Here is a 24,254-nt window from a genome sequence, read left to right as displayed (position 1 = left end):
CCTACCATTTTATATGCAAATAGTTTGGTAGATGGAAATTTTAGGAGTACACTTAAAATGTAAGCGTTATCTCTAAGGGGGATGAGCATGGGTAAATTTGATGGGAAAGTCGTATTAGTAACTGGTGCAGCCGGTGGAATCGGAAAAGCACTTGTAAAAAAAGTGTATCAAGAAGGTGCAAACGTAGCTTTGGTTGATTTAAATGAAGACGCTTTACATCTAACCGCTAAAGAACTTGAGCTAGAAGATAGTAGATATCTTACAATTGCTGCTGACGTGACAAAAGAGAATCAAGTTAAAAATTATGTTCATAAAACAGTTGAAGGGTTCGGTAGAATCGATGGATTTTTCAATAATGCTGGGGTAGAAGGAAAAACTTTACCTGTAGAAGACTACGATCTTGAAACATTTGATTTTGTATTCAATGTAAATGTAAAAGGTGTGTTTTTAGGTTTGAAATATGTAGTACCTGTTATGAAAAAACAAGGTTCAGGAAGCATTGTAAATGCTGGTTCTCAAGCTGGACTCGTGGGTACACCAGGCATGTCAGCATATAACTCATCTAAGCACGCTGTTCTTGGCTTGACAAAGGTTGTTGCAGCAGAGGTAGCCGGACACGGTATACGGGTGAATGCTACAGCACCAGGTGGAGTAAACACACAAATGGTTAAACGAATTGAAAAAAATACCGTACCAGGTGCTGCCGAGGAGGCAGAAAAAATGTTTACTTCGGCAATTCCAATGGGACGTTACGGTGAACCAGAAGAAATCGCAAATGTTGCAGCGTTTTTGTTATCGGATGAAGCATCATATGTAACAGCATCAATTTATACAATTGACGGCGGTGTTTTTCCTCAATAACAATATTCCAAATAAGTACATTCTGTAAGGGCGCTGAAAGTCATTCACTAGTTTTAGGCTTTCCTGTTTAATCGGCATAGCACTTGTTATCGGTAATCCAAAAAATTCATTTATGATAAATTGATTTTGATATAAGTTTTGGTATAAAAAATGACGAAAAAAGGGTGGAAAATCACCCTTTTTTAGTTTTCTCAAAAACCATGGTTTTTGAGAAGGGGTTTATTGGTATATTTGTTAAATATCGTGTTTCTGAACATGCATATTCTTGATACGCGAAAGTAAAAAAAGATCGAAGGAATGGAGCAAATGGTTTCTTATGTTGTTTTGCCTCTTCTTTCATGGATGGTTTAAGAGGAGAGGAAAAACAGTGAGTTAAAACTGCTCAACGTGAAGGAGTTGAAATAGCAAAGAGTCAAGGGAAGTTTAAGGGTGGAATGAAAAGATTTCATACCAGGGCAATAGAGAAAGATAAAGTTATTTTATTTGTTCGTAATCAAATTGAGAAATATAATTTATGTCATCCCAACCAAGCTTACCATCCAGTTGCTCGATTTTTTCTTGCTGCTTCTTAATTCTCCAGATCATTATTTTAATCAAACAATTTGCTGATTTCTTATCGGAACATGGATTAAATTATGATAAGCGGAAATTAAAATGTGTATTACAGTCGAGGTAAATTGCCGCAAGCTGAGGGTTGAACTTGCTGGTACCCCCTATTGGAGTAAGTCTATTTTACGAACATGAAGAAGGAACGATTGAAAAAGGAAGAAGGTCAGACCTATTTATGGCAATCTAGCTTGGGAAACTCTTTCCAAGCTATTTTTTATTTAAGATTAATGAAACAACAATATATAGGGGAGCAAAGATTGACACATTCTGGTATAAAAATTATAAATTTCGATGAGCGATGGATAAAGGAATTCAAATCAATAAAACAAGTAATAAGTAAGTCTTTATCTGATTTGATTATTGATATAGAACACGTTGGAAGCACTTCAGTCCTAGGGTTGGGAGCAAAACCAATTTTGGATATAGATATTGTAATAGAAATTTAAATTGCATTTTACTGGATACCCTTTACAACACGACAGTAGGATTAATATACTAATTCTTCACTAAAGAATGAATACTTCTCTTTTATATTCCCGAATTTATCTATATTCTTTATTAAGTTAATCCCAAGATCAAGGCAAGTATAGTGAGTAAGTGCTTTTGTAAAATCTATTTTGATTAGATCATCATCTTTTAATACTTCATAACAAACCCCGCAACAGATTCCCATATCAGATTCCTATTTCATATTTGATAGATCTACGACAATATTTTAACATGGTATTAATTGTAAAATTGTAAAGGTTGGGTAAATAAAGACTACTTTTGGTTGGATTTAAAGATTTCAATTTTGCTTAATAGTGTCATTACATCTTGGTTGATTTACTTAGAACCCGACTAAAAAAGGACAAAAGTAATCAAATACTATTTTAATATTCTGAATTTTTTGTATTGATATTAAATTTAATTGAATGTATAATTCAAACAGATGATTGTTTCATTTTTGAGTACTACCAATCATTTCGAGGGGGGATTGATATGAAATTTAGTTCTTGTACTAAAATGTCGTGAAGGGAATAATGTAATAGCCTTTGAATCTAAGAAATGGTTTTTTCTGGAATGCAGGTAGGATAATGAAGATTTTTAAAGAAGGGATGATGGTTTTGGCTAATTTAAACCCACAAGCAAAAGCGTATTTAGAAATGTTTTATCAAATTCCTCTCCTTCAGACGTTAGAACCTCAGACAGTAAGAGATATGTTCGCACAGGCCCCCCCTGTAGAGGTTGAACTGGCACCGCTCGCAAAAATTGAGGACAGACTGATTCCAGTTGGCGACGATGCTGAAATTAATGTTAGAATTTATACACCAGAAGGCCAGGGTCCTTTTCCTCTCTTTGTCTATTACCATGGTGGTGGCTGGGTCCTTGGTGATCTTGAAATAGCTGATGCAAGCTGCCGAATGATCGCAAACAGGACAGAAAGAGTAGTAGTTTCTGTAGATTATAGACTTGCTCCTGAATATAAGTTCCCAATTCCTGTACAAGACTCCTATGCAGCCTTGCAATGGGTATATGAAAATGCTACGTCCATAAATGGTAATGTTTCCAATATTGTAGTCGGCGGAGATAGTGCCGGTGGAAATTTATCTGCAGTCGTTTCGATGATGGCCAGGGATCGAAAAGGACCAAACATTTCTGCCCAAGTACTAATTTACCCTGTAACAGATTTGGGGTATGATACCGATTCATACCTTGAATTTGCCGAAGGGTTTGGTCTGGACAGAGACCTAATGATTTGGTTTGGCGAGTATTATATCAACAATGAGTTAGATTCAAAAAACATCTATGTAGCTCCATTATTGGCTGAGGATCTCAACAGTCTTCCGCCGGCTTTTGTTGTGACTGCTGAATTTGACGTCCTACGGGATGAAGGTAAAGCGTATGCAAAACGCTTAAAAGAAGCTGGGGGTAAAGTTGAGTCGTATACTGAGCCAGGTTTAGTTCATGGATATTTTACCAATATGGCGGTTTTCCCTGAACAGATAAAAGTAACGATTTCTAAAATTGCCCGATTCTTAAATGGGGTCAAATCAGAGCAAGTCCATTTAACCAATAGACCGTAATAATGAAAGGGTTTCCAAAATTAAATTCATTAGGAGGCAGGATTAAAATGACAGCTACTCAAAAAAACAATCAAGTAACTAACATTGATGCGGTTGTAATAGGTGCAGGATTTTCGGGGTTATATATGCTTTATCGCTTACGTGAGGCTGGTTTCTCTACCCGTGTCTATGAGGCAGCTGATGGTGTCGGCGGTGTTTGGTATTGGAATCGCTATCCTGGAGCGCGCTGTGATTCGGAAAGCATTTATTATAACTACACCTTCTCTGAAGAACTCTATAAGGAATGGACATGGACTTCCAGATACCCTGAGCAGCCAGAAATCCTGCGTTACCTTAATTTCGTAGCAGATAAGTTCGATCTGCGGCGGGATATCCAGTTCAATACACGCATCAAGTCTGCCTATTACGATGATGACTCAAATAGATGGCACATCAGAACGGAGGATGGAGAAAGCGTATCGGCTAAATACTTCATCACAGGAGTAGGCTGTATTTCTACCGCTAATATCCCTAGCATTAAGGGCTTAGATAACTTTGAGGGGGAGTGGTACCATACTGGACATTGGCCGCATGAAAAAGTGGACTTTACGGGTAAGCGGGTTGGAATTATCGGCAATGGCTCAAGCGGTGTACAGGCAATCCCAGTTATTGCCAAAGAGGCAGCCCACCTCACCGTTTTTCAAAGGACGCCACAATACAGTACACCAGCGAAAAACAATCCGTACACAGAGGAGTTTATACGACAAGCAAAAGAAAACTTCCATGAAATGAAGAAGGAAGTACGCGCATCATTGGGCGGCTTACCGATTCCAATTAATAATCAGTCAGCTCTCGAGGATTCACCTGAAGAACGTCGAAAGGCATATGAGAAGGCTTGGGAGGCGGGCGGCGCAAGAATATTGTTTGCTTACAATGATTTACTTGCAAACGAGGAAGCCAACGAAACGGCCTCCGAGTTCATCCGCTCAAAAATACGTGAAACCGTAAAAGACCCTGAGACAGCCGAAAAGTTGTCACCTACGTACTATTACGGTACTAAGCGTGCAATCATTGACACTGATTATTTTGAGACCTATAATCGACCAAACGTTAGTTTGGTAGATATCAAGAAAGCGCCTATTCAGGAGATCACAGCCAAGGGAATACGGACTGCTGATAGTGAATACGAGTTGGATGCAATCGTTTTTGCAACCGGTTACGACGGTATGACAGGTTCCTTGTTTAAGATCGATATCCGTGGTAAGGATGACGTGTCCCTTAAGGATAAATGGGTTAATGGTTCGGAGACGAGAACTTACCTTGGAATCGCTACTGCTGGTTTCCCGAATATGTTTATGATTACCGGACCAGAAAGTCCTTCTGTACTCGGCAACATGCCTGTAGCGATTGAGCAGCATGTTGAATGGGTCATGGATTGTATCAACTATCTTCGCGAAAAGAATATTGAAATTATTGAAGCAAAGGTAGAGGCGGAAGAGGCCTGGAGCAAGCACTGCGGCGAGCTGGCCGACTCAACGCTCTATACCAAGGCTGAATCCTGGTATACGGGTGCGAATATTCCTGGTAAAGCACGTGGATTCCAGATTTATGTTGGGGGTTATGGACCATACCGCGACAAATGCGATGAAGTAGCCAATAAGGGCTATGAGGGATTTTCTTTGATGTCCTCTAGTAAGACTACGGTACGCTGATAAGGGTATACCCCCAGATAAACACTGGGTGCACTTGCTGAACATTAGTATATAGTTAAGACAGATCCAAAAATGATCTTCATAAATAGAATATCTTTGGTATTGAATTGAGGTTATGCTACCTTGCAAATGAGGGATAATCCCTTTTTTTAAAATCTGATTTGAGTTCATGTTTTCTTAAAAGAAAAATTAACGCTACTTTGAAGAATCTCCCCAAAATGGGGAGAGGTAGTAGCATTTTTGGGAAAAGAAAAACGAATCAATCAGTATTAAGGTTATTATGATAACTACTACTATTATTAACAATCTAAATATTAAATTTAAATGTTATGAATAAATAAAACGATAAAGGGGTGTATTATGTCCAAAACACTAGAAGAAAGAATTTTGGAATTAGAAGCTCGTGAAGAAATAAAAGAAGTAATAGCAAGATATAATCATGGCTTCGATAAGAAAGATGAAGAATTGTTTATGGATGTTTGGGAAAATGATGCTGTATGGGATTTTGGTGACCCTGGGGATACTTGTAGTAATAAACAGGAGATTTTAGAAAAGACAAGGACTAATTGGAGGTATTTCCCTGAAACTCACCATTATTCAATGAACACTGTAATCAGTCTTGAAATAGATAATGGTAATGCTACATCAGTCACCGATGTTGATGCAACGGCTACTAATATGGTAGGAGTTCCCCTTGTTATATCTGCTACCTATCGGGATAAGTTAAGTAATCGAACAGGAAAATGGCGGTTTACAGAAAGAAAGATAAAGATACATTACATGACTCCAGTTTTAGAACCATGGTCAAATAATCCTGAAACTCGTATTAACCCTAAAATGGGTTAATGTGATCGTATAATAGTAGATTACTGTACATTTCGCTTTTAACTTAAGAAGCTACTTTACATGTAAGTCAATAAAAGAATAGGACTTCCTTAAGTGGGAGTCCTCTTTTAGAGGTCATCTCTGTGAAGCACCCCCTTTATCTCAAGACCACACTTCGTAAAATTTCCTAAATTGAATTTTCAATTGTTCTTTTATTTCTTTTTTTTCCTTTTTCTTTTCTAAATCCTTGGCGTAAAGTTATGATGACACAACAAATAGGTGCTAGGTGCTTCTAGGTAGTTGAAGAACTTTGCACATTGCTGATATCGAGTATTTGTGTTAGTTATTCCATATCACATATACTTTCGCCCTAGTAACAGCGCAGCTTGTTTTAAAATGTCGTTCTCTATTTGAAGTTGCTTGTTTGCCTTACGGAGTCTATTAAGTTCTGCTTCCTATGGTGAGGTAATGTTGATTATTTCCTCCGACAGCAATTTAAACCAATTATTTTTAATTTAAATAAATTGAATTTTCTTAAAGATTGGGACAACTTTTTGTTGTGTATTTAAAAAGTTAGATTCCTCTTCAAAATAATTTAATATTTCAATAGAAATAAATAGTTCAAACAAGTACATTATTTTCCCCTCCTATCAATAGATTTTTAAATTAAAAATTCATGATAACAATAGACCAACTATCATTCTAGTTAGTGATGATTTATCAGAAGCTAACACTGCAAATAGAATAACAGATATTGATATTTCACAATTGATCATCACTCCTTGACCTACACCGCGATACCATAAACAGCTTCTGGATGATTCATGTTCATTTTTCTGCATATCTGAGATGATCCCTGTTTAAATCACTTTATGATTGAATCGTCCGACTTGTTGTTCCCAAAAATGCTCCAGTCTTGTGGTTAATGCTCGAGGACCGAACTTGACTTTCTTACCTTGATTTTCAGTTAGACGGATATATTTATTAAAAGATAGAATCGTTTTTTGTCTTTCTAAGATTTGACTTAATCCTTGCTTATACAAAGCCAACTATCAATCTTATTGTAAGCTCCTTAATTTATTTCATATTTTTCCTCACAAACTTTGGGGAGCGTAATCGAAAACCAGTTCCACCAGCCGTTCAAATTGCCGATATCGGTGGTGGGTCTTTAAATGCTGAAATTGGGATTTTAATGGCATTGCAGGCGTGGAATCAAACAAGCAAAGGACAGATTGTCGATATTTCGATGCTGGATGGAGCTGTATCATGGTTCAAACCACGCTTCCCAATTACCTAGCAAATAATAACCTTCCGAACAAAGGGGAATTACCTTTATCAGGTGAAAGCATGCTATGAAGTATTTGAAACGCAAGATCAACGTTATTTAGCCGTTGGTGCTTTAGAGTTAAAGTTTTGGAGCGAGTTTTGTAGAGCGATCGAAAGGGAAGATCTAATCGATTCTCTTAACGCACCTCAAAATATACAGGATGAAATGAAAACGGAAATCATTCAAATCATCCAAGGTAAGACTTTAGTAGAATGGGTAGAAATCTTTAAACATTATGATGCTTGCGTTTCCCCTGAGTTAACTTTTGATGAAATGGAAAATAATCCTCAAATAAAAAACCGCCAAATGATTCAAGATCTTCCTGGCATAAATGGAAAGCAGATAGGCATACCTATTAAACTTTCGGAAACACCTGGTTCTATTTATTCACAGCCGCTCAATTAAGTGAACATAATACGGAAATTCTTGAAGAGCGTAGAATGAAAGAGAAAAAAGAAACCTATTAAAGTGAAGGGGTAGTATAGACGATTCAACCGTGGTCGATTATGTATTAAGGAAATACAAAGGCAATAAAATACATTCAGAATATTCTTGCATTGATTAGGAAACCAAACTATAATATGAATCAAATGGTTGTTTGTTTTATATTATAGTTTGCCATGTTTTAAATTTTAGCAATCCCAGTAAACCTTTTTATGGTTACAATATTATTATGGCAAAAATAACTTCCGGATTTTCTCCTCACAAATAATTAACTTATTACCAAATATGTAAGCGCTTATTAACGATGAACGAATATCCACCTCACCAATACTACTCAGTTTGTTTGCCTAACTTCTTAGAGTAATAATTAAATTAAGTTTTATTTGATTTAAAAGATTACCGAAAGTTGTGCAATAAACCCACCTTATCTGCTTAATAAATCTCTGAATTAACAAATTAGAAGACATCACTCTTATTATTTTTGAAAAAATGGATTTTTATAGGACTAAATTTTTTAACAACATCAACACTTTTAAGACTTTCTTATTGGTCCTTGAAAGGAGTGATGGATTAAGACAAATACTAACAGTTTAGTTTTTACTAGTATACTTGTAAATTGTGTTTTATACGGAGGAGATTGTTATTAAAATCAAAGACAAAGTTACGATTGTTACTGGTGCAGGTTCGGGGATGGAAAAAAGACTGCACTCCGATTTGGCCGTGAAGGAGCTAAGGTACTATGCCTAGATATAAATGGCCAAGAAGAAACTGCTAGTCAAATCATATCTAATCGAGGAAATGCAATTTCTATTAGAGGTGACGTTACGCGGAAAAGTAGCCATTGTTGGCGTAGCAGATACAGAACTAGTAGAAGGCGGGAAGGAATTAATAAAGGCACTCGATGATATTCAGTCTGAAAAGGAGTGAACGAAATAATGAAACCAGAAGAAAAATTAGCAATCCACGAAGTATTATACAGAGCAGCACATGGGTATGATTCCCACAATATAGAAATGCTTACAGAATGCTTTGCAGAGGATTCTGTGATGACGATACGTGTTGGCGGCGGAGATTTGATTGGCCCCTATGATGGTCAAGTTGCCGTTTTAAATTTTATGAAACGTGCGAGTGAAAGACAGACTGATAAACGTTTGCATCAGATCTCCAATATTTTTTTTGAAAAGGAAGGGGAAGAGCAAGCATTCGCTCGATCAAGTTTGACTCTTTTTGCTACAGAGAATGGGACTTGTCAACTGCTATCAACCGGCATTTATCGCGATGAAGTAGTCAAGGTAAATGGGAGCTGGAAAATAAGCAAACGGCATCTAGATATTGAGCTTCCAGTTTAAAAAAGGGATTTCGTAAAATGATTTGGGGTTTAACTTTTTAAATACTATAAATATTTTTTTGAAAAGGAGATGGGGTATGAGATTGAAAAACAAAGTTGCCGTAATCACTGGAGGTAGCGGAGGACTAGGCAGAGAAACGGCTTCTAGGTTCATTGAAGAAGGGGCAAAGGTTGTTTTAATCGATATAAATAGAGAAGTGGGAGAAGAAGTGGTTCAAAGATTAAGAGATAAAGGGGGAGAAGTTTCTTTTATAGAAGCAGATGTTACAAACGAAGAAGACGTGAAAAGGTATGTGAATGAAACGGTTGCTCGACATGGAAGAATAGATATTTTCTATAACAATGCTGGGATCGAGGGGTTTGTTGCACCTATTACGGAATACGATACAGATGCCTTTAAGAAGGTCTTAGATATAAATGTAACTGGAGTTTTTCTTGGTCTTAAGTATGTGTTAAAGCAAATGGAGAAACAAGGTTCAGGAAGCGTGATTAACACCTCATCTATGGGTGGATTGATTGCTCACGAAAATTTTTCTGGATATGTTGCTAGTAAACATGCAGTTGCGGGCCTGACAAAAGTAGCAGGGATTGAATATGGGAAAAAAGGAATTCGTGTCAATGCCATTTGTCCAGGACCGATTAAAACTGACATGGTAGTAAACGCGGCTAATAAATTTAACCCAGAAAACCCACAAGAATACTATGACAGAATCACCATGATGGTTCCTGATGGAAGATTAGGAGAACCGATTGAAATCGCAAATCTTTTAGTTTTCCTTGGTTCTGATGAAGCTAAATACATCAACGGTACAACTGTATCAATAGACGGTGGCGTTACTGCCGTATAAGATATGTTTTTCGTATAGCCATACTTATGAAATAGTAGATTATCCATTTTGTATAACCATTTTCTAAATAAAAAGGAGTGGATAAGGATGAAGTCAAACGATAAATTAGCGATTCATGAATTATTAAATAAGGCGGCTTATGGGTATGATTCACGCACTGTGGATATGCTAGCAGACTGTTTTGCAGAGGAAGCGGTAATGTCAATGCGCATTGCTGATGGAGATTTAATTGGGCCTTTCGAAGGCCAAAACGAAATCATGAAGTTGATGACCGGTGCAATGGAAGGTCAGACGGACAAGCGACTCCATAATATATCAAATATATTCTTTGAAAAAGAAGCTGATGAAGCGGCTTCTGTCCTTTCAAGTTTAACATTGACGGCGGTTGAAAATGGATGCATTAGACTTTTAACGACCGGTATTTATCGAGATGAGGTTGTCAAAGTGGGCGGCAGCTGGAAGATATCGAAGCGCCATCTAGATTTGGAGTTACCGTTCTAACGAGTTACTCTCTAAACAGTTTTGATCATATGGAAAATCATAAATTACTAGCTTTGTAAACGATCATTCTATTAATGAATGGGAAGGAAATAGCAGATCATGTTAGGAGGTAACGGATATCGTAAATATCGGACAAATTCCAGCAAAATATGCAAAACTTGATCCTACAAGGCCAGCATTAATTGATATACCAAATGACCGTCGAATGAATTATGGCACCTTAGATGAAAGGGTTCGCCGATTAGCAAATGGGTATATGAATGATTTTAGACTTAAAAAAGGTGATCGTGTTGCGGTTATTTCAAAAAACAGTGTCGAGTATATTGAAAATTACTTTGCGTGTGCACGTGTTGGATTGATTATTCAGCCGCTTAATTGGCGTTTAGGTACTGGTGAATTAAGCCGTATTTTAGCAGATGGGAAACCCTCTGTCCTTGTTAGTTCAAGCGAGTTCCAAAAAGTACGGCAAGAGCTTCAAAATCTTGTAGATATCGATCATTGGTTAGAGTACGGAGAAGATGGGGATGGCTCTTATGAACGGCTCGTTGAGGCTGCTTCTACTGAAGAACCGAAGCAATCGGCAACCATCGGCGACGATGACCCAATGCTCATTCTCTATACAGGTGGGACAACTGGGGAGTCTAAAGGAGCCCTCCATTCCCATAAAGGCTTTTATGCTGGAATGCTAAATCAGACCGTTGGTGAACGAATTGTTCCTACGGATGTCTATATGCTGACAGGACAGATGTTCCACATCCCGATTGTTCTTGCGATTAATTATATGGCTCATGGCTGTCCATTAGTTCTGATCAATTTTGAAGCAAATTTAGCGCTTGAGATCATCCAACAAGAGCGTGTTTCCGCGTTCCTAGGGATTACAACCATGTTGAACTGGATGATGTCAGTTGATAACTTTGAGAGCTATGATCTTAGCAGTCTTCGAAACATCCAATACGGCGGCGGACCAATGGGAATGAAGGTCGTAAAAGCTGCACTTGATGCTTTTCCTTGTACGTTAATACAAGGTTACGGTCAAACAGAAGGAATGGGCATGACGTTTCTTTCCCAGGAGGACCATTTAAATGCAATCAAGGGAATACATCCTCAACGATTATCTTCCTGTGGTCGAGAGGCGTTCACAACTTCAGTTCAAATCGTCGATCCACAAGGGAATCTCGTTCCTAGGGATGGGAAGACAGCTGGAGAAATAATAGTTAAGTCGGACGCAAATATGATTGGGTATTGGCAAAGACCTGATCTTACTGCAAAGACATTAAAGAATGGTTGGTTATATACAGGAGATATCGCTTCATGGGACGAAAATGGGTATGTATTTATTGTCGATCGCGCGAAAGACATGATCATTTCAGGTGGAGAAAATATCTATAGTACACAGGTTGAGAACGCAATCTACCAACATGACGCTGTTCTAGAAGCGGCCGTTTTTGGTGTCCCTGATGATGAATGGGGAGAGCTAGTAAAAGCGGCCGTTGTTCTGAAGCCAGGACGGACAGCGACAGAGCAAGAAATTATTGAAACAGCTAAAAACCATTTAGCTTCCTATCAAAAACCACGTTCTGTTGAATTCGTCGATAGCCTCCCTAAATCACCAACGAGCAAGATTCTTAAGCGTGAGCTAAGAGAAAGATATCAGAATACACGGGGGAATAAAGTATGAGTCAGTTATTAACAGATGAATTACTTGCAAATATTGGCCGGTCGGCACCGCCAAGAAAAGAGATCGTTACCCGGCGCGATATAAGAAAATATGCGATTGCAACCGGACAAAGACTGACGAAATACCTTAAGGGTGATGTGGCACCGCCAATGTTTCATGTGTCTCTATTTTGGGACGTAGTCGAGATGGATCAACTTAGTCCTGACGGTGTTTCCATTGATCCGCTTTTGCCGGAATTTCCGTTAAAAAAAGCCATGGCTGGAGGATTAAAAATTGAATACCACCAGCCTATTGTTCCTGGCGATTGGTTATCGGCAACCCGGACATTAACGGATATTTATGAAAAGCAAGGTTCCAAAGGTCCTCTCATTTTTTACGAGATTACGATGAATGTTGTAAATGAGGGCGGCAAAAAGGTACTAACCGAAACGACAACAAGAATTTTACGCTAGCTAACTAGTTGGTAATTGCACTAAGAGAGGAGCGAGCTATGTCAAAAATAAAACAGATTAAGGTTGGCGATACGTTACCCCAACGCGAATTCAAGCCTGATAGTGTGCAATTATTTCTGTATAACGCGGTTTTGTTTAATGCCCATCGGATCCATTTTGACTATCCTTATACGACAGAAGTGGAAAATTACCCGGATTTGGTTGTACCTGGTCCTATGCTTGGAGATTGGTTGAATCAATCTGTAAATGAGTGGCTGGGTGAAGAGGGACATTTAGCTTCGATTGATTATTCAAATAGAAAGGCTGCTTATGTTGGTGAGACGCTTTATTCTGGTGGAAGAGTCACTTATTATAATGAAAAAGCAGGTGAAGCTACACTAGAACTTTATATCAAAAATGAAGCAGGAGAAGTGATTGCTCCTGGAACAGCAGTTGTCAGACTGTAAGAGGAGAAATTCTTTATTTTTGAATAATCTGTCTCTCTGATAAATCAAAAATAAATGGGGAGGATTTATATGGTGAAAAAGTTAGATGGGAAGGTTGCGATTATAACAGGGGCTGCCTCTGGATTTGGAAGGGCAATGGTGAAAGAGTTTTCGAAAGAAGGAGCTAGAATCTTTGCTATTGATATCAATGATAAAGTTGAAAAGCTCAAAGAAGAAATAGATAGAGAAATTCAGACATTTAAAGCAGACGTATCTGATCCTGAGCAAGTAGCAGACGCCTTCAAACAATGTCGTCAAACATACGGCAGGTTAGATATCCTATGTAACAATGCAGGAATTACCGGGTTAGTAGAGACTCCAATGCACGAATATCCCCTTGATGAATGGAATAGAGTCTTTAGCGTAAACGTTCAAGGTGCATTACTTGTTCTACAAGAATCGATTAAAATGATGCTTAAAAGTGGCGGCGGTTCCATTGTAAACACAGGATCAATAGGAGGCTTTAGAGCTACACCTGGGTCTTCAGCCTATATTGTTTCTAAGGGAGCAATGGTTATGCTAACAAAACAGGCTGCCCTTGAATATATCGACAAAGGCATTCGTGTCAATTCAATAAATCCAGGCACATGTAAAACTCCTTTACTTAACGGCTTTACTGACGAGATGTTAGATTTCCTTGGTGAACAAGTTCCAATTGGCAGGCTTGGGGAGCCTGAGGAAGTAGCAAAACTAGCTCTTTTTCTTGCATCGGATGATTCATCTTATATAACTGGTCAAAATCATATTATTGATGGTGGACGTGCGGTTGTTTAGCACGTAAATCTGATATTCTATAAAAACTTATCTTGTAACTATGAGAAGAGAGAAGTAGAACTAGAAGTTTTTTTAACAATGAAAAAGATGAAATCAACATGCCTGGTGCTACTGTAGATCAATTTATTTAAATAAATTGATGAGAATAATTTGATGAAACTTAAAACTATTAAGAAGGAGATAATTAAGTGGATATTACAAACAATATTCAAAAATAATTCGAATATTGTTTGTAATAAAATGACTTCTAAGATTTTCCTATATGTTATTTAATAAAAAAGGAGGAGAAGATTGATATGACTACATTAATTGCGTTAAATCCAAAGGCGTTAGAATTCACTTCGAAACCATTAAAAATGTTTATCGGTGGCAAATGGGTAGACTCGATTTCGGGTAAACGAACAGAAATAAGAAATCCTGCTACTGGGGAATTAATCACAACGGCGGCAGAAGGCGACAAAGAAGATGTGGATCGCGCTGTAGCAGCTGCTAGAAAAGCATTTGAAGAAGGCCCTTGGCCAAAAATGAAACCCAATGAGCGTGCTAGATTGATTTTAAAACTAGCGGATCTAATTGAAGAAAATGCAGAAGAATTAGCTCACTTAGACACACTTGATTATGGACAGCCGGTTTCATTAACCACCGGTTTTGCAGCTGCAGCTGCAGACAATTTCCGTTACTACGCAGGATGGGCCACAAAAATTACGGGAGAAACCATACCTTCTTCGACACCAGGGAATATCTTTAATTACACAATCCGTGAACCTATTGGCGTGTGTGCAGGGATTGTTCCTTGGAATGCTCCATTAATGAATGCCATCATGAAAGTATCCGCTCCTCTTGCCGTTGGAAATACAGTGATTGTTAAACCATCTGAAGAAACCCCTATCAGTCTATTAAGATTTGCTGAACTGGTACAAGAGGCTGGTTTCCCAGATGGTGTTGTAAATATTGTCACTGGTTATGGTCCAACTGTTGGTTCAGCATTAGCATCTCACACTGATGTTGATAAGATTGCCTTTACCGGATCTACGGTAACTGGAAGACAAATTATCCAAAATAGTGCATCAAATATTAAAAAAGTAACTCTAGAACTAGGCGGAAAATCTGCCCATATTATTTTTGCAGATGCTGACTATGAAACGGCTCTTGCTAATGCTGCCAATTCGATCTTCTTTAATTCCGGTCAAGTGTGCTTTGCTGGTTCAAGATTGTTTATTGAGAGTAAAATTTATGACCGATTCCTAGCAGACCTAGCGGAATATTCCAAGAACTATAAAGTTGGAAACGGTTTCGATAAGGAAACTGTCATCGGACCTCTTATTTCAGCAAAACAGAAAAGTCGGGTCTTAAATTATTTGGATATTGGACAAAGAGAAGGGGCCGAAGTCGTGATTGGTGGAGATGCAACTGAAGCTGATTTGGCAAAAGGCCATTTCGTCAAGCCAACGGTTCTTTCTAATGTCCATAATGAAATGACCATTGCAAAAGAAGAAATTTTTGGTCCAGTCGTTGGAGCAATGCCGTTCACTGACATTGATGAGGTTGTTAAGCAGGCAAATAATACGGTTTATGGTTTAGGTGGCGGAATTTGTACAACCGATCTTCGGAAAGCACATAAAGTCGCACATGCCTTGAGAACGGGGAATGTTTGGGTGAATACGTACAATATTACGGAACCTGGCTCACCATTTGGAGGATATAAGCAAAGTGGACTTGGAAGGGAAAATGGCGCCGCCTCCATTGATATGTATACAGAAATTAAAAATGTTTGGATAAACTTAGATTAAGGATATGGTCCGCTAGTTTAATTGTTTTCTTTTCTTTTGACACATGTATTTTCAAACTTTATCCATTTAAATTTTTTTAAAAAAATAATACAGGTAAATGAGGGGGAAATACAATGAAAGCACTTGTTTTAGAAGATATTAGAAAAATGGTTTTGAAAGATGTTCCAGATCCAATCATTGATAAAAATGGAGTCATTGTGAAAGTAAAAGCAAATGGTGTTTGCCGAAGTGATTGGCATGTATGGGCTGGAGAACTTGCTTCAGGTTCCAATGTGTTAGGCCATGAGTTATGTGGTGTCATCGAAGAGGTAGGAAGCGAAGTAAAGAACTTTAAAAAAGGTGACCGTGTCATTATACCGATTACTGGAAGTGAGGGCTCATGTCCGCACTGTTTAAAAGGGAACGTTCATTTATGTGACTCTCCTGATATTCCAGGATTTACTTATTCCGGCGGTTTTGGAGAATATGTACCGGTTCCGCATGCGGATCGCAATCTCGTTCATCTTCCAGAGGAAATCGGTTTCCGTGATGGCGCCGCTCTCGGTTGCCGGGTAATGACCTCATACCATGGAGTTGTTGATATCGCGAAGGTTCGCCCTGGAGAAACAGTTGTAGTATACGGCTGCGGCGGAATTGGCTTGTCTGCAATTCATATTGCAAAATCATTAGGGGCGCATGTAATTGGCGTGGATATTAATGAATCGAATCTGAGTTTAGCAAAAGAAATGGGTGCGATTCATACGGTAAACAGCAAAAATAATAACCCGATTGAAGCAGTCCAGGAATTAACAAGAGGTGGAGCAGATGTATCTGTGGATGCTCTAGGGATTGCCCAAACATGTGTAAATGCGATTCATAGCTTAAGAAAAGGTGGAAGACACTTACAAATTGGTGTCACCTCGAAGGCAGAATCTGGTTATATTTCCATTCCAATCGATGAGATGCTGATGAAAGGAATTCATTTGTATACGACGTTAGGACTGCCTGTTCACCGTTTTGATAAGCTTTTGGCTTCTGTGGCTCAAGGTGATTTACAGCCAGGAAAAATGGTTTCGGGTGAGATTGCACTATCAGATGTAAATAAAATATTTGAAGATATGGCCAATTTCTCCAATACTGGAACTTATGTTATCACCGACTTTAATTAAAATTAGTGATCTTAAATAAAATACGCTTTTTGAAAAAAAGTTGTTAAATAACTAGAATTCTATTGTAGCGAGGAAGAAGCAAGAAAGGAGTCCTCCCTATAATGAATTCTTTTTTGATTATTCCTGTTAAAGCGTACTCTACAGGAAACCCTATTTATGATTGTTAAAGAGCCACGCTCCATTCAGTTTATTTTTTTCAGAAAATTTGAAATATACACTTGAAAAGGATTCCATTTGCGATTATAATAAAAATCAAACAACCGTTAGTTTTTAATTTTGGAGGTGAATAGCATGGAACAAATAGAAAAGAAAGATACCGTTCCTGTTCGGGATGGTGAAGACTTTGATCGAAATGCATTAAAAACCTATTTAGCCGAACATATAACTGATTTCGGGAATAAAGAGCTTGAAGTAGAACAATTTACAACAGGTTTCTCAAATTTAACCTACTTTATTCGTTGCGGTGATTGGGAAGCCGTTATGCGTCGTCCACCATCAGGTCCGCTTCCGCCAAAAGCACATGATATGAAACGTGAATCAGATTTATTAACTAGACTACATCCTTTTTTCCCATTCATTCCTAAACCATATGTCTTTTGTGAAGATACCGAAGTGTTAGGAGTACCTTTTTATGTTATGGAACGAAAACAAGGGGTAGTATTGAACGATCAGTTTCCGGCGGGATTTAATGCGACGGACGAATTACGTGTAAACATTTCAAACGAGGTGGTCGATGCACTCGCTCAACTGCATACAATCGACTACAATCACGCTGATTTATCCAAATTTGGTAAGCCAAGCGGATTTTTAGAGAGACAAGTAAATGGGTGGATTCAACGCTATCTCAAGTACAAAACAGATGATATCCCGTATTTTGAAAAACTATCTCAATGGTTGGTAGATCACATCCCTAATTCCCAATATTCGAGCTTAATTCATAATGACTATAAATTAAATAATATGTTATTCTTAAAAAATTTTACAAAAATCGAAGCGATATTAGATTGGGAAATGGCAACCGTCGCAGACCCATTTTTTGACTTAGGCGGAGCATTAGGTTATTGGTTAGAACCAGATGATCCTGACTACCTCAAAGAGAGTCTCCCAACCGTAACCACCGAGCCAGGGTTTATTACGAGGAATGAGTTTATTCATAGATATGCAATCCAAACAGGCTATGATATTCCTCCGTTGGGCTTTTATTTGGCTTTTACCTATTTCAAATTAGCTGTAGCCTTACAACAAATTTATTATCGGTGGAAGGTCGGGCAGACGAATGACAGTCGATTCGCAGAGTTTAAAGATAGAGTTAGTAATCTTATGTTGTCTGCCTATGAAATCACTGAAACGGGAAAATTTTAATTAATAGAAAAAAGTTGATAAGTGTACGTTGGTGGTCGTGACAATACTTATTCAACTTTACCCATTCAAGTGCATGAGTGACCTTATTATATCTCTGAAGAGTAATGGAAATGGACTCTAAAAACTCCTCAAACAATCGTCTGTTTTATAAAAAAGATTTATGAGATATAATATTCATTAATATTAAATGAAAACTATTGAATGGGTAAAGGGGGAAAAGATGGTGGCAAAACCAAATATTAAAAGAACAAATAAGTCATTTGAAAAATTTAATAAAATTGTAGATGCTTCCGCCAAGGTTTTTCGGGAAAAAGGGTATAAAGCGGCCACTTTAGAGGATATTGCGAATGAAGTGGGAATGCTTAAGGGAAGCCTCTATTACTATATCGAAAAAAAAGATGATTTATTATATGCTGTTGTTGAGAGACCATTGAATGAAATGACGGAGAATTTAAAAGTGATTGTCAATTCAAGCGATTCTCCTTCTATTAAATTAGAAAAAGCTTTGAAAAATCATATTTCAAGTTTTGAGAAATACCAAAGTGAGTTATTCGTTTGGATTTCAATCGAGTGGTTCAAAACGGAATTCGGCGGGGAAATCGCAACAGTTGGAGACGAATATGACCGTCTTTTTCGTAAAATTGTGATTGATGGGATTGAAAAGGGAGAATTTCGCAGTGATTTAGATCCTAAACTGATGACTTTTGCCATTTTTGGTGTCTATAATTACATGCAGCGATGGTTTTCACCTGATAATAAGTATTCATTTGATGAAATTTCAAAACAATTTAATGCATTTGTACTTCAAGGAGTTTGGCGTAAACCTTAATAGCTTCCTTATTATCTGATTTCATTTTCTATTTGATTGTGTTAGAAACTTTAAAACTTAGGAGGTGAACCCCTTGGATGAGGTAATAAAAGGTTTATTACAAAACTCTCCGGGATTATCTGCCAAAAATATTCTAAACAATTGCCATAAAATGATGAATGAAAATGTTAGAACCGATACGATAAATAGGTATTTAAGAAGGTTAAAAAGCAGGGGAATATTAATAAATAAAAATGGTCGATGGTACTTAAGATAAAGCCATTTGCTATTTTTGGGGAAAAATCGGAATAATAGATAAATCTTATCATAAAGGGGGAGGGTCTTATTAAGCAGTGAGGTTTCACGTTGAAATTTCACTGTTTTTAAATGTCCTTTTTAGTGATTAGTAGACCCTATTGGAGGCATTGTATTTTCCTTTATTTCTAGTATATAATTGTTTTAAGCTAAAAGTTTTTAATATTCATAAAATTATATACAAAACAAACTTTTTTGTTTATAATTAAAAACAAACAGTTGTTTGATTTATGAGTTTACATATTAAGGAAAGGGGTCCAAGAATGATTTACCAGTATCTGCCTGTAGAACGGATTCATTACGGGATTAATATCGTAGCTGAACAGCTTGTAAGCGAAATACAGAAGCTTAATGCTAAGAGATTATTGATCGTCACTACTAATAGTATGTTAAAAACAAAGGCGTATCAAAGGATGATTGAAACTCTCCACGCAAATCAATTAGACACATATGTAACCTGCTCAAAACAACATGTCCCCGGCAACATTTTGATGCAAAATATAAAAGAAATACGTGATTTTAACCCTGATCTTATCCTTAGCTGTGGTGGCGGTAGTCCGATCGATGCAGCAAAGATCCTATCATTGGTTTTATCTGAAGGCATTCAGTCTGAAGACGATTTGTATCCTTATTCGGAGAATTTAAGAGAAAAAGCACCACAGATGCTGGATTATTTACCTCATATTGCGATTCCTACAACACTATCTGCATCAGAATTTACAAGCATAGCAGGTACGACGAAGGCAGAGGATCATGTAAAATATAAGTTTTCCCATTTAAACATGACACCAAAATTCGTTTTTCTAGATCCTGCATTTACGGTCGAGACCCCTGATTGGCTTTGGATATCAACCGGGATTCGTGCTGTCGATCATGCAGTTGAGACACTATATACTCCTGTTCCAAATCCAATTAATACGAGTCTAGCATTACAAGCGTTAAAAAAACTCTATGATCACCTACCTATTTCTAAAAATGATCCTACAAACCTAGAATCTAGATTGGAATGTCAACTAGGAGCCTGGTTATCATTGTTTTCTGTCGTAAATATTAAATTAGGATTATCTCATAGTATTGGCCATCAACTGGGAGCAACCTATGACATACCTCATGGAATGACCTCTGCCATTATGCTTCCCCATGTAATGAAGATTTTACTACCAAGAACGAGTGACCAACAGGCACAAATAACAGAAGCTTTAGGTTTTAGTAAGGGAAATAGAACCGAAAACGCCAGTATGGCTCCTACATTAATTAGAGGTCTGATTCAAGACCTGGAAATTCCACACCACTTAAGAGATTTTGAAGTTAAAAAAGAAAGCATTCCCTCAGTAGTAAAAAATATCCTTATCGATATTCAAGGTGAACAAAATAGTTTTGTTTTGGGAACTGGTGATTTAAATAAAGAAATTACTTCACTATTAGAGGCGGCATGGTAGGAATAATAACAACAGCTAGATTTATGATGGTTTAACATTATTCTGCTGTGAAAATTTAATTACACTTCTTTGAAAGCGCTTAAGTTAAATAGAAATAACGTTTTTCATTTATATTTTACGAGGTGATTGAAATGAAGTATCAAGAACTCCTTGAACGTTTTTCATGGGAAAAGGTAGTGAAAACATTTGACTGGAATGTACAAGAAAAATTTAATATGGGACATGAATGCTGTGATCGTTGGGCAGATGACCCAAATCGGGTTGCAATTTATTGGGAAGATGCTGAGGGAAATACAGATGTATGGACATACCAAAGACTAAAAGAACAATCGAATCGTATGGCAAATGCACTAAGGTACCTTGGAGTAAAGAAAGGGGATCGAGTGGCAGGTCTTCTTGGTAAGGACATGGAATTGATTATCACGGTACTGGCAACATGGAAAGTAGGAGCAGTTTATGTACCAATGTTTACAGCTTTTGCCCAGGAAGCAATCAAGTACAGATTAGAAGATTGTGATTGTAAAATATTAGTAACCAACCAAGAACAAGCTGCAAAAATCGATAAAATATCGATTCCAAGTGAACTTATTTTGACGGATGGATTAACAAGCAACGGATTAACGTTTTGGGAATTTATAGGGTCTTTTTCAGACGAGCATCTAACAGAACCTACAAATATAATGGAGCCAAGTGTGATCCAATATACGTCAGGATCAACTGGTATGCCGAAGGGAGCCGTTTGGGCTCATAAAATCCTACTTAGTTCTTATCCTTATGTTCGACACGGAATTGGTGTAGAGGATGACGATATCATGTTAGGGGGAGCTGATTTAGGCTGGGCTTATGGACTAATCAATTGTACATTCGTCCCTTTAAGCTATGGCATTTCAATTGTTGTTTATAAAGGTTCTTTTAATGTTGAAAAGGTCTATACTCTATTGGAAAAATATAAGGTTACCAACTTTGCATATGCTCCAACCGCCTATCGAATGATGATGACATATGGTCCTGAGCTGGCGAAAAAATATAATATTCAAGTGAAAAAATTTAGCAGTGCGGGTGAGCCATTAAATGCGGAAGTAGTCCGTTTCTTTAAGGAAACCTTCGGAAGAGAGATTTATGATCACTATGGCTGTACAGAGACAGGAATGATTGTGGACAATTTTAATACGACCGATATGGCTGTAAAACCAGGTTCAATGGGGCTGCCATCTCCTGGTTTTAATGTTGCCTTGGTAGATGAAGATGGGGATCCAGTTGAAAAAGGGAAAGTGGGACAAATTGCCGTCGATACGACTGGATTTCCATACTTTTTCTTAGGCTATTGGCAAAACCCTGAAAAAACAGAAGAAAAAATAAAAGGAAAATGGCTATTAACAGGCGATCTCGCCAGTCAGGACGAAGATGGATATCTTTGGTTCCAAGGACGTGCAGATGACATTATTTCCAGTGCAGGATATCGGATTGGTCCATTTGAAGTAGAGAGCAGTCTAATCGAGCACCCAGCTGTGGCGGAAGCGGCGGTTGTCGGGAAACCAGATCCTGCTAAAGGCGAAATCGTAAAAGCATATGTTGTTCTAAATCCATCTTTTGCCCCTTCCGCCGAACTAGCAAACGAATTATCCTTATATGTTAAAAGTAAATTATCTAAACATCAATACCCAAGAGAAGTTGAGTTTACGGATCATCTTCCGAAGACTCCAAGCGGTAAGATTCAACGATATCTTTTGAAAGTGAATGAGCAAACAGCCAAAAGTTAAAGGATGCTAAACTCTAATATTTACTGTTTCAAAATGAGCTGCTCAAATTGGTGGGCAGCAACTTTTTTTTGATTACAGCGGAAATCTCACTACAACGTCGATTTTGTTCTTGATAGATAAAATATTAATATAGAAATACAAAATCCTTGGCCAGTAATTGATGCCATTCCATCTTACTAGTTGATGGTACAATTGGTCCTTACAACAATTGAGATTAATATTGTAGCAATAGTCTGTTGTAAAGAACCGCAGAAATAAAAGATTCCTCCTAAGATTAGTGAGGTTATACAAGTCCCTAAAGATACAAATAAGTATGTTCTACTTTTGTATACCCACAAATAGGGAAGAAAGAGTGAGCCTCCTAATAATCCGATTTGAATGGAATATATTCAGGAATGTACATATAGTCAATGTTAAAAACCGGTATATAAAATGCCTGGAATATTGCAAGTATTCTACCTAATGTGGCTAATGGGTTATTGGGTGCCGTGACATTAACACTCAATGGCTTACTAAGTAAAGTTCCGATTAGAAAAATGATAATCAATCCGAAAATCCGGATGAGGTAGACGGTATCCATGGAGAAAATGAGTGGCAGGTAAGTAAATAATAAAAAAGACAAATGAACTGGATAGTAAAAACGGTTAACCCTTTTTTAGCAAAGGATATTAGATTAGTTTGTAATTGTTCGAGTGACCGTCTATACAAAGTCTCCCTTATAAAATTGTTTGAGGTGGTATGTTAATACAATTAGTTCAGTAAAAATGATAAGATTTGGGGCCATTTAGCATAAATGAGGAGTTGGAAGGAATTTCAAATTGAACCGTTATTGATACGATGTTATTATAAGAAAGTTCCGTCGCAGAGTGATTGACAACATGATGGATTGAAAAAATGTGTTGACTCAAGTGGAGAGAATATGATAAGATATTTCTTGTCGCTAAAAACAAGTGACACGTTGTTCTTTGAAAACTAAACAAACAAGAACGTCAACAAAAAATATTAGTTTCTTCTATAGAAACTAGCCAACGTAACTTTTCGGAGCTATATCAACTTTCTTGGAGAGTTTGATCCTGGCTCAGGACGAACGCTGGCGGCGTGCCTAATACATGCAAGTCGAGCGAATCAAGAGGTGCTTGCACCTCTTGATTAGCGGCGGACGGGTGAGTAACACGTGGGCAACCTGCCTGTAAGACTGGGATAACACCGGGAAACCGGTGCTAATACCGGATAATTCTTTCCCTCTCATGAGGGGAAGCTGAAAGTCGGTTTACGCTGACACTTACAGATGGGCCCGCGGCGCATTAGCTAGTTGGTGAGGTAACGGCTCACCAAGGCGACGATGCGTAGCCGACCTGAGAGGGTGATCGGCCACACTGGGACTGAGACACGGCCCAGACTCCTACGGGAGGCAGCAGTAGGGAATCTTCCGCAATGGACGAAAGTCTGACGGAGCAACGCCGCGTGAGCGATGAAGGCCTTCGGGTCGTAAAGCTCTGTTGTTAGGGAAGAACAAGTACCGGAGTAACTGCCGGTACCTTGACGGTACCTAACCAGAAAGCCACGGCTAACTACGTGCCAGCAGCCGCGGTAATACGTAGGTGGCAAGCGTTGTCCGGAATTATTGGGCGTAAAGCGCGCGCAGGCGGTCCTTTAAGTCTGATGTGAAAGCCCACGGCTCAACCGTGGAGGGTCATTGGAAACTGGGGGACTTGAGTACAGA

22 protein-coding genes, 1 rRNA gene and 3 pseudogenes (1 of these 26 only partly in view) are annotated in these 24,254 nt (G+C 38.0%); 23 read left to right on the top strand and 3 right to left on the bottom strand.

Going from position 1 to position 24,254, the window contains the following annotated elements; genetic code table 11:
* The first annotated feature begins 87 nt into the window (after positions 1–87).
* From AC2TFD_RS17250 to AC2TFD_RS17225, 6 genes and pseudogenes are all read left to right on the top strand, one after another.
* On the top strand, positions 88–861 hold the full coding sequence (locus AC2TFD_RS17250; protein WP_484673628.1) for an SDR family NAD(P)-dependent oxidoreductase: 774 nt from the start codon (positions 88–90) through the stop codon (positions 859–861).
* Between the two features lie 434 nt (positions 862–1,295).
* Positions 1,296–1,433 (top strand): hypothetical protein, encoded by a 138-nt coding sequence (locus AC2TFD_RS17245; protein ID WP_484673627.1) that lies wholly within the window; start codon positions 1,296–1,298, stop codon positions 1,431–1,433.
* A 294-nt stretch (positions 1,434–1,727) separates the two neighbouring features.
* Positions 1,728–1,910, top strand: a pseudogene (locus AC2TFD_RS17240) (GrpB family protein); the annotation flags it as partial.
* Positions 1,911–2,546: 636 nt separating this feature from the next.
* Positions 2,547–3,536 (top strand): alpha/beta hydrolase, encoded by a 990-nt coding sequence (locus AC2TFD_RS17235; RefSeq protein ID WP_335516931.1) that lies wholly within the window; start codon positions 2,547–2,549, stop codon positions 3,534–3,536.
* 47 nt (positions 3,537–3,583) lie between these two features.
* Entirely contained in the window at positions 3,584–5,227 is a 1,644-nt protein-coding gene (locus AC2TFD_RS17230) for a flavin-containing monooxygenase (RefSeq protein ID WP_335516930.1), read from the top strand.
* A gap of 360 nt (positions 5,228–5,587) precedes the next feature.
* Positions 5,588–6,073: a nuclear transport factor 2 family protein gene (locus tag AC2TFD_RS17225; RefSeq protein ID WP_335516928.1), complete on the top strand. Its 486-nt coding sequence runs from the start codon at positions 5,588–5,590 to the stop codon at positions 6,071–6,073.
* Between the two features lie 321 nt (positions 6,074–6,394).
* Here the strand turns inward: AC2TFD_RS17225 and AC2TFD_RS17220 are convergent.
* Positions 6,395–6,507: pseudogene (locus AC2TFD_RS17220) on the bottom strand (IS3 family transposase); the annotation flags it as partial.
* A 536-nt stretch (positions 6,508–7,043) separates the two neighbouring features.
* On the opposite strand from AC2TFD_RS17220, the pseudogene AC2TFD_RS17215 reads away from it, so the two are divergent.
* The 16 genes and pseudogenes from AC2TFD_RS17215 to AC2TFD_RS17140 all read left to right on the top strand — a co-directional run bounded on the left by AC2TFD_RS17215 (position 7,044) and on the right by AC2TFD_RS17140 (position 22,531).
* Positions 7,044–7,784: pseudogene (locus tag AC2TFD_RS17215) on the top strand (CoA transferase).
* A 792-nt stretch (positions 7,785–8,576) separates the two neighbouring features.
* Positions 8,577–8,750, top strand: a complete 174-nt coding sequence (locus tag AC2TFD_RS17210) for a hypothetical protein (RefSeq protein ID WP_335512579.1) — start codon at positions 8,577–8,579, stop codon at positions 8,748–8,750.
* A gap of 8 nt (positions 8,751–8,758) precedes the next feature.
* A complete protein-coding gene (locus AC2TFD_RS17205) occupies positions 8,759–9,172 on the top strand; it encodes a nuclear transport factor 2 family protein (protein WP_335512581.1) in 414 nt (137 codons plus the stop codon).
* A 76-nt stretch (positions 9,173–9,248) separates the two neighbouring features.
* Positions 9,249–10,019: an SDR family NAD(P)-dependent oxidoreductase gene (locus AC2TFD_RS17200; RefSeq protein WP_335512583.1), complete on the top strand. Its 771-nt coding sequence runs from the start codon at positions 9,249–9,251 to the stop codon at positions 10,017–10,019.
* A gap of 87 nt (positions 10,020–10,106) precedes the next feature.
* Positions 10,107–10,520, top strand: coding sequence for a nuclear transport factor 2 family protein (locus AC2TFD_RS17195; protein WP_484673626.1), 414 nt, complete (start codon positions 10,107–10,109; stop codon positions 10,518–10,520).
* 118 nt (positions 10,521–10,638) lie between these two features.
* The gene (locus AC2TFD_RS17190) at positions 10,639–12,198 is read left to right on the top strand and encodes an AMP-binding protein (RefSeq protein ID WP_335520184.1); all 1,560 of its coding nucleotides are present in this window, start codon (positions 10,639–10,641) and stop codon (positions 12,196–12,198) included.
* Complete coding sequence (locus tag AC2TFD_RS17185) at positions 12,195–12,650, top strand: FAS1-like dehydratase domain-containing protein (protein WP_335520181.1); 456 nt, start codon at positions 12,195–12,197, stop codon at positions 12,648–12,650. The genes AC2TFD_RS17190 and AC2TFD_RS17185 overlap by 4 nt, the downstream gene beginning before the upstream one ends.
* A 38-nt stretch (positions 12,651–12,688) precedes the next feature.
* Positions 12,689–13,096, top strand: a complete 408-nt coding sequence (locus AC2TFD_RS17180) for a hotdog family protein (protein ID WP_335520178.1) — start codon at positions 12,689–12,691, stop codon at positions 13,094–13,096.
* Positions 13,097–13,165: 69 nt separating this feature from the next.
* Positions 13,166–13,909 (top strand): SDR family NAD(P)-dependent oxidoreductase, encoded by a 744-nt coding sequence (locus AC2TFD_RS17175; protein WP_484673625.1) that lies wholly within the window; start codon positions 13,166–13,168, stop codon positions 13,907–13,909.
* Positions 13,910–14,205: 296 nt separating this feature from the next.
* The gene (locus AC2TFD_RS17170; protein WP_484673624.1) at positions 14,206–15,699 is read left to right on the top strand and encodes an aldehyde dehydrogenase family protein; all 1,494 of its coding nucleotides are present in this window, start codon (positions 14,206–14,208) and stop codon (positions 15,697–15,699) included.
* A gap of 113 nt (positions 15,700–15,812) precedes the next feature.
* A complete protein-coding gene (locus AC2TFD_RS17165; RefSeq protein WP_484673623.1) occupies positions 15,813–16,847 on the top strand; it encodes a zinc-binding dehydrogenase in 1,035 nt (344 codons plus the stop codon).
* Between the two features lie 291 nt (positions 16,848–17,138).
* Positions 17,139–18,209 carry a phosphotransferase gene (locus AC2TFD_RS17160; protein WP_335568120.1) on the top strand — a complete coding sequence of 357 codons (1,071 nt, stop codon included), beginning with the start codon at positions 17,139–17,141 and terminating at the stop codon, positions 18,207–18,209.
* Positions 18,210–18,432: 223 nt separating this feature from the next.
* Entirely contained in the window at positions 18,433–19,038 is a 606-nt protein-coding gene (locus AC2TFD_RS17155) for a TetR/AcrR family transcriptional regulator (RefSeq protein WP_335520208.1), read from the top strand.
* A 73-nt stretch (positions 19,039–19,111) separates the two neighbouring features.
* On the top strand, positions 19,112–19,294 hold the full coding sequence (locus AC2TFD_RS17150) for a hypothetical protein (RefSeq protein ID WP_335520205.1): 183 nt from the start codon (positions 19,112–19,114) through the stop codon (positions 19,292–19,294).
* A 301-nt stretch (positions 19,295–19,595) separates the two neighbouring features.
* Positions 19,596–20,771 carry an iron-containing alcohol dehydrogenase gene (locus AC2TFD_RS17145; RefSeq protein ID WP_335517100.1) on the top strand — a complete coding sequence of 392 codons (1,176 nt, stop codon included), beginning with the start codon at positions 19,596–19,598 and terminating at the stop codon, positions 20,769–20,771.
* Between the two features lie 131 nt (positions 20,772–20,902).
* Positions 20,903–22,531 (top strand): acetate--CoA ligase, encoded by a 1,629-nt coding sequence (locus tag AC2TFD_RS17140; RefSeq protein WP_335517103.1) that lies wholly within the window; start codon positions 20,903–20,905, stop codon positions 22,529–22,531.
* A gap of 176 nt (positions 22,532–22,707) precedes the next feature.
* Here the strand turns inward: AC2TFD_RS17140 and AC2TFD_RS17135 are convergent, their stop codons facing one another.
* Both AC2TFD_RS17135 and AC2TFD_RS17130 read right to left on the bottom strand, forming a co-directional pair.
* Positions 22,708–22,869: a hypothetical protein gene (locus AC2TFD_RS17135; protein ID WP_420489093.1), complete on the bottom strand. Its 162-nt coding sequence runs from the start codon at positions 22,867–22,869 to the stop codon at positions 22,708–22,710.
* A 23-nt stretch (positions 22,870–22,892) separates the two neighbouring features.
* Positions 22,893–23,111 (bottom strand): DUF7010 family protein, encoded by a 219-nt coding sequence (locus AC2TFD_RS17130; RefSeq protein WP_420489094.1) that lies wholly within the window; start codon positions 23,109–23,111, stop codon positions 22,893–22,895.
* 475 nt (positions 23,112–23,586) lie between these two features.
* On the opposite strand from AC2TFD_RS17130, the gene AC2TFD_RS17125 reads away from it, so the two are divergent.
* Positions 23,587–24,254 (top strand): 16S ribosomal RNA (locus AC2TFD_RS17125) (it continues 930 nt past the right edge of the window).

Source organism: Neobacillus sp. plas4 (assembly GCF_057221695.1).
Note: the sequence above shows the minus strand (reverse complement) of the source record. Positions and strands in the feature narration are given on the sequence as shown.

Excerpts from the sequence above, each read along its gene's own strand:
- AC2TFD_RS17250 (WP_484673628.1), top strand. The coding sequence starts at position 88 with ATGGGTAAATTTGATGGGAAAGTCGTATTAGTAACTGGTGCAGCCGGT.
- AC2TFD_RS17245 (WP_484673627.1), top strand. The coding sequence starts at position 1,296 with ATGAAAAGATTTCATACCAGGGCAATAGAGAAAGATAAAGTTATTTTA.
- AC2TFD_RS17235 (WP_335516931.1), top strand. The coding sequence starts at position 2,547 with ATGAAGATTTTTAAAGAAGGGATGATGGTTTTGGCTAATTTAAACCCA.
- AC2TFD_RS17230 (WP_335516930.1), top strand. The coding sequence starts at position 3,584 with ATGACAGCTACTCAAAAAAACAATCAAGTAACTAACATTGATGCGGTT.
- AC2TFD_RS17225 (WP_335516928.1), top strand. The coding sequence starts at position 5,588 with ATGTCCAAAACACTAGAAGAAAGAATTTTGGAATTAGAAGCTCGTGAA.
- AC2TFD_RS17210 (WP_335512579.1), top strand. The coding sequence starts at position 8,577 with ATGGCCAAGAAGAAACTGCTAGTCAAATCATATCTAATCGAGGAAATG.
- AC2TFD_RS17205 (WP_335512581.1), top strand. The coding sequence starts at position 8,759 with ATGAAACCAGAAGAAAAATTAGCAATCCACGAAGTATTATACAGAGCA.
- AC2TFD_RS17200 (WP_335512583.1), top strand. The coding sequence starts at position 9,249 with ATGAGATTGAAAAACAAAGTTGCCGTAATCACTGGAGGTAGCGGAGGA.
- AC2TFD_RS17195 (WP_484673626.1), top strand. The coding sequence starts at position 10,107 with ATGAAGTCAAACGATAAATTAGCGATTCATGAATTATTAAATAAGGCG.
- AC2TFD_RS17185 (WP_335520181.1), top strand. The coding sequence starts at position 12,195 with ATGAGTCAGTTATTAACAGATGAATTACTTGCAAATATTGGCCGGTCG.
- AC2TFD_RS17180 (WP_335520178.1), top strand. The coding sequence starts at position 12,689 with ATGTCAAAAATAAAACAGATTAAGGTTGGCGATACGTTACCCCAACGC.
- AC2TFD_RS17175 (WP_484673625.1), top strand. The coding sequence starts at position 13,166 with ATGGTGAAAAAGTTAGATGGGAAGGTTGCGATTATAACAGGGGCTGCC.
- AC2TFD_RS17170 (WP_484673624.1), top strand. The coding sequence starts at position 14,206 with ATGACTACATTAATTGCGTTAAATCCAAAGGCGTTAGAATTCACTTCG.
- AC2TFD_RS17165 (WP_484673623.1), top strand. The coding sequence starts at position 15,813 with ATGAAAGCACTTGTTTTAGAAGATATTAGAAAAATGGTTTTGAAAGAT.
- AC2TFD_RS17160 (WP_335568120.1), top strand. The coding sequence starts at position 17,139 with ATGGAACAAATAGAAAAGAAAGATACCGTTCCTGTTCGGGATGGTGAA.
- AC2TFD_RS17145 (WP_335517100.1), top strand. The coding sequence starts at position 19,596 with ATGATTTACCAGTATCTGCCTGTAGAACGGATTCATTACGGGATTAAT.
- AC2TFD_RS17140 (WP_335517103.1), top strand. The coding sequence starts at position 20,903 with ATGAAGTATCAAGAACTCCTTGAACGTTTTTCATGGGAAAAGGTAGTG.
- AC2TFD_RS17130 (WP_420489094.1), bottom strand. The coding sequence starts at position 23,111 with ATGGATACCGTCTACCTCATCCGGATTTTCGGATTGATTATCATTTTT.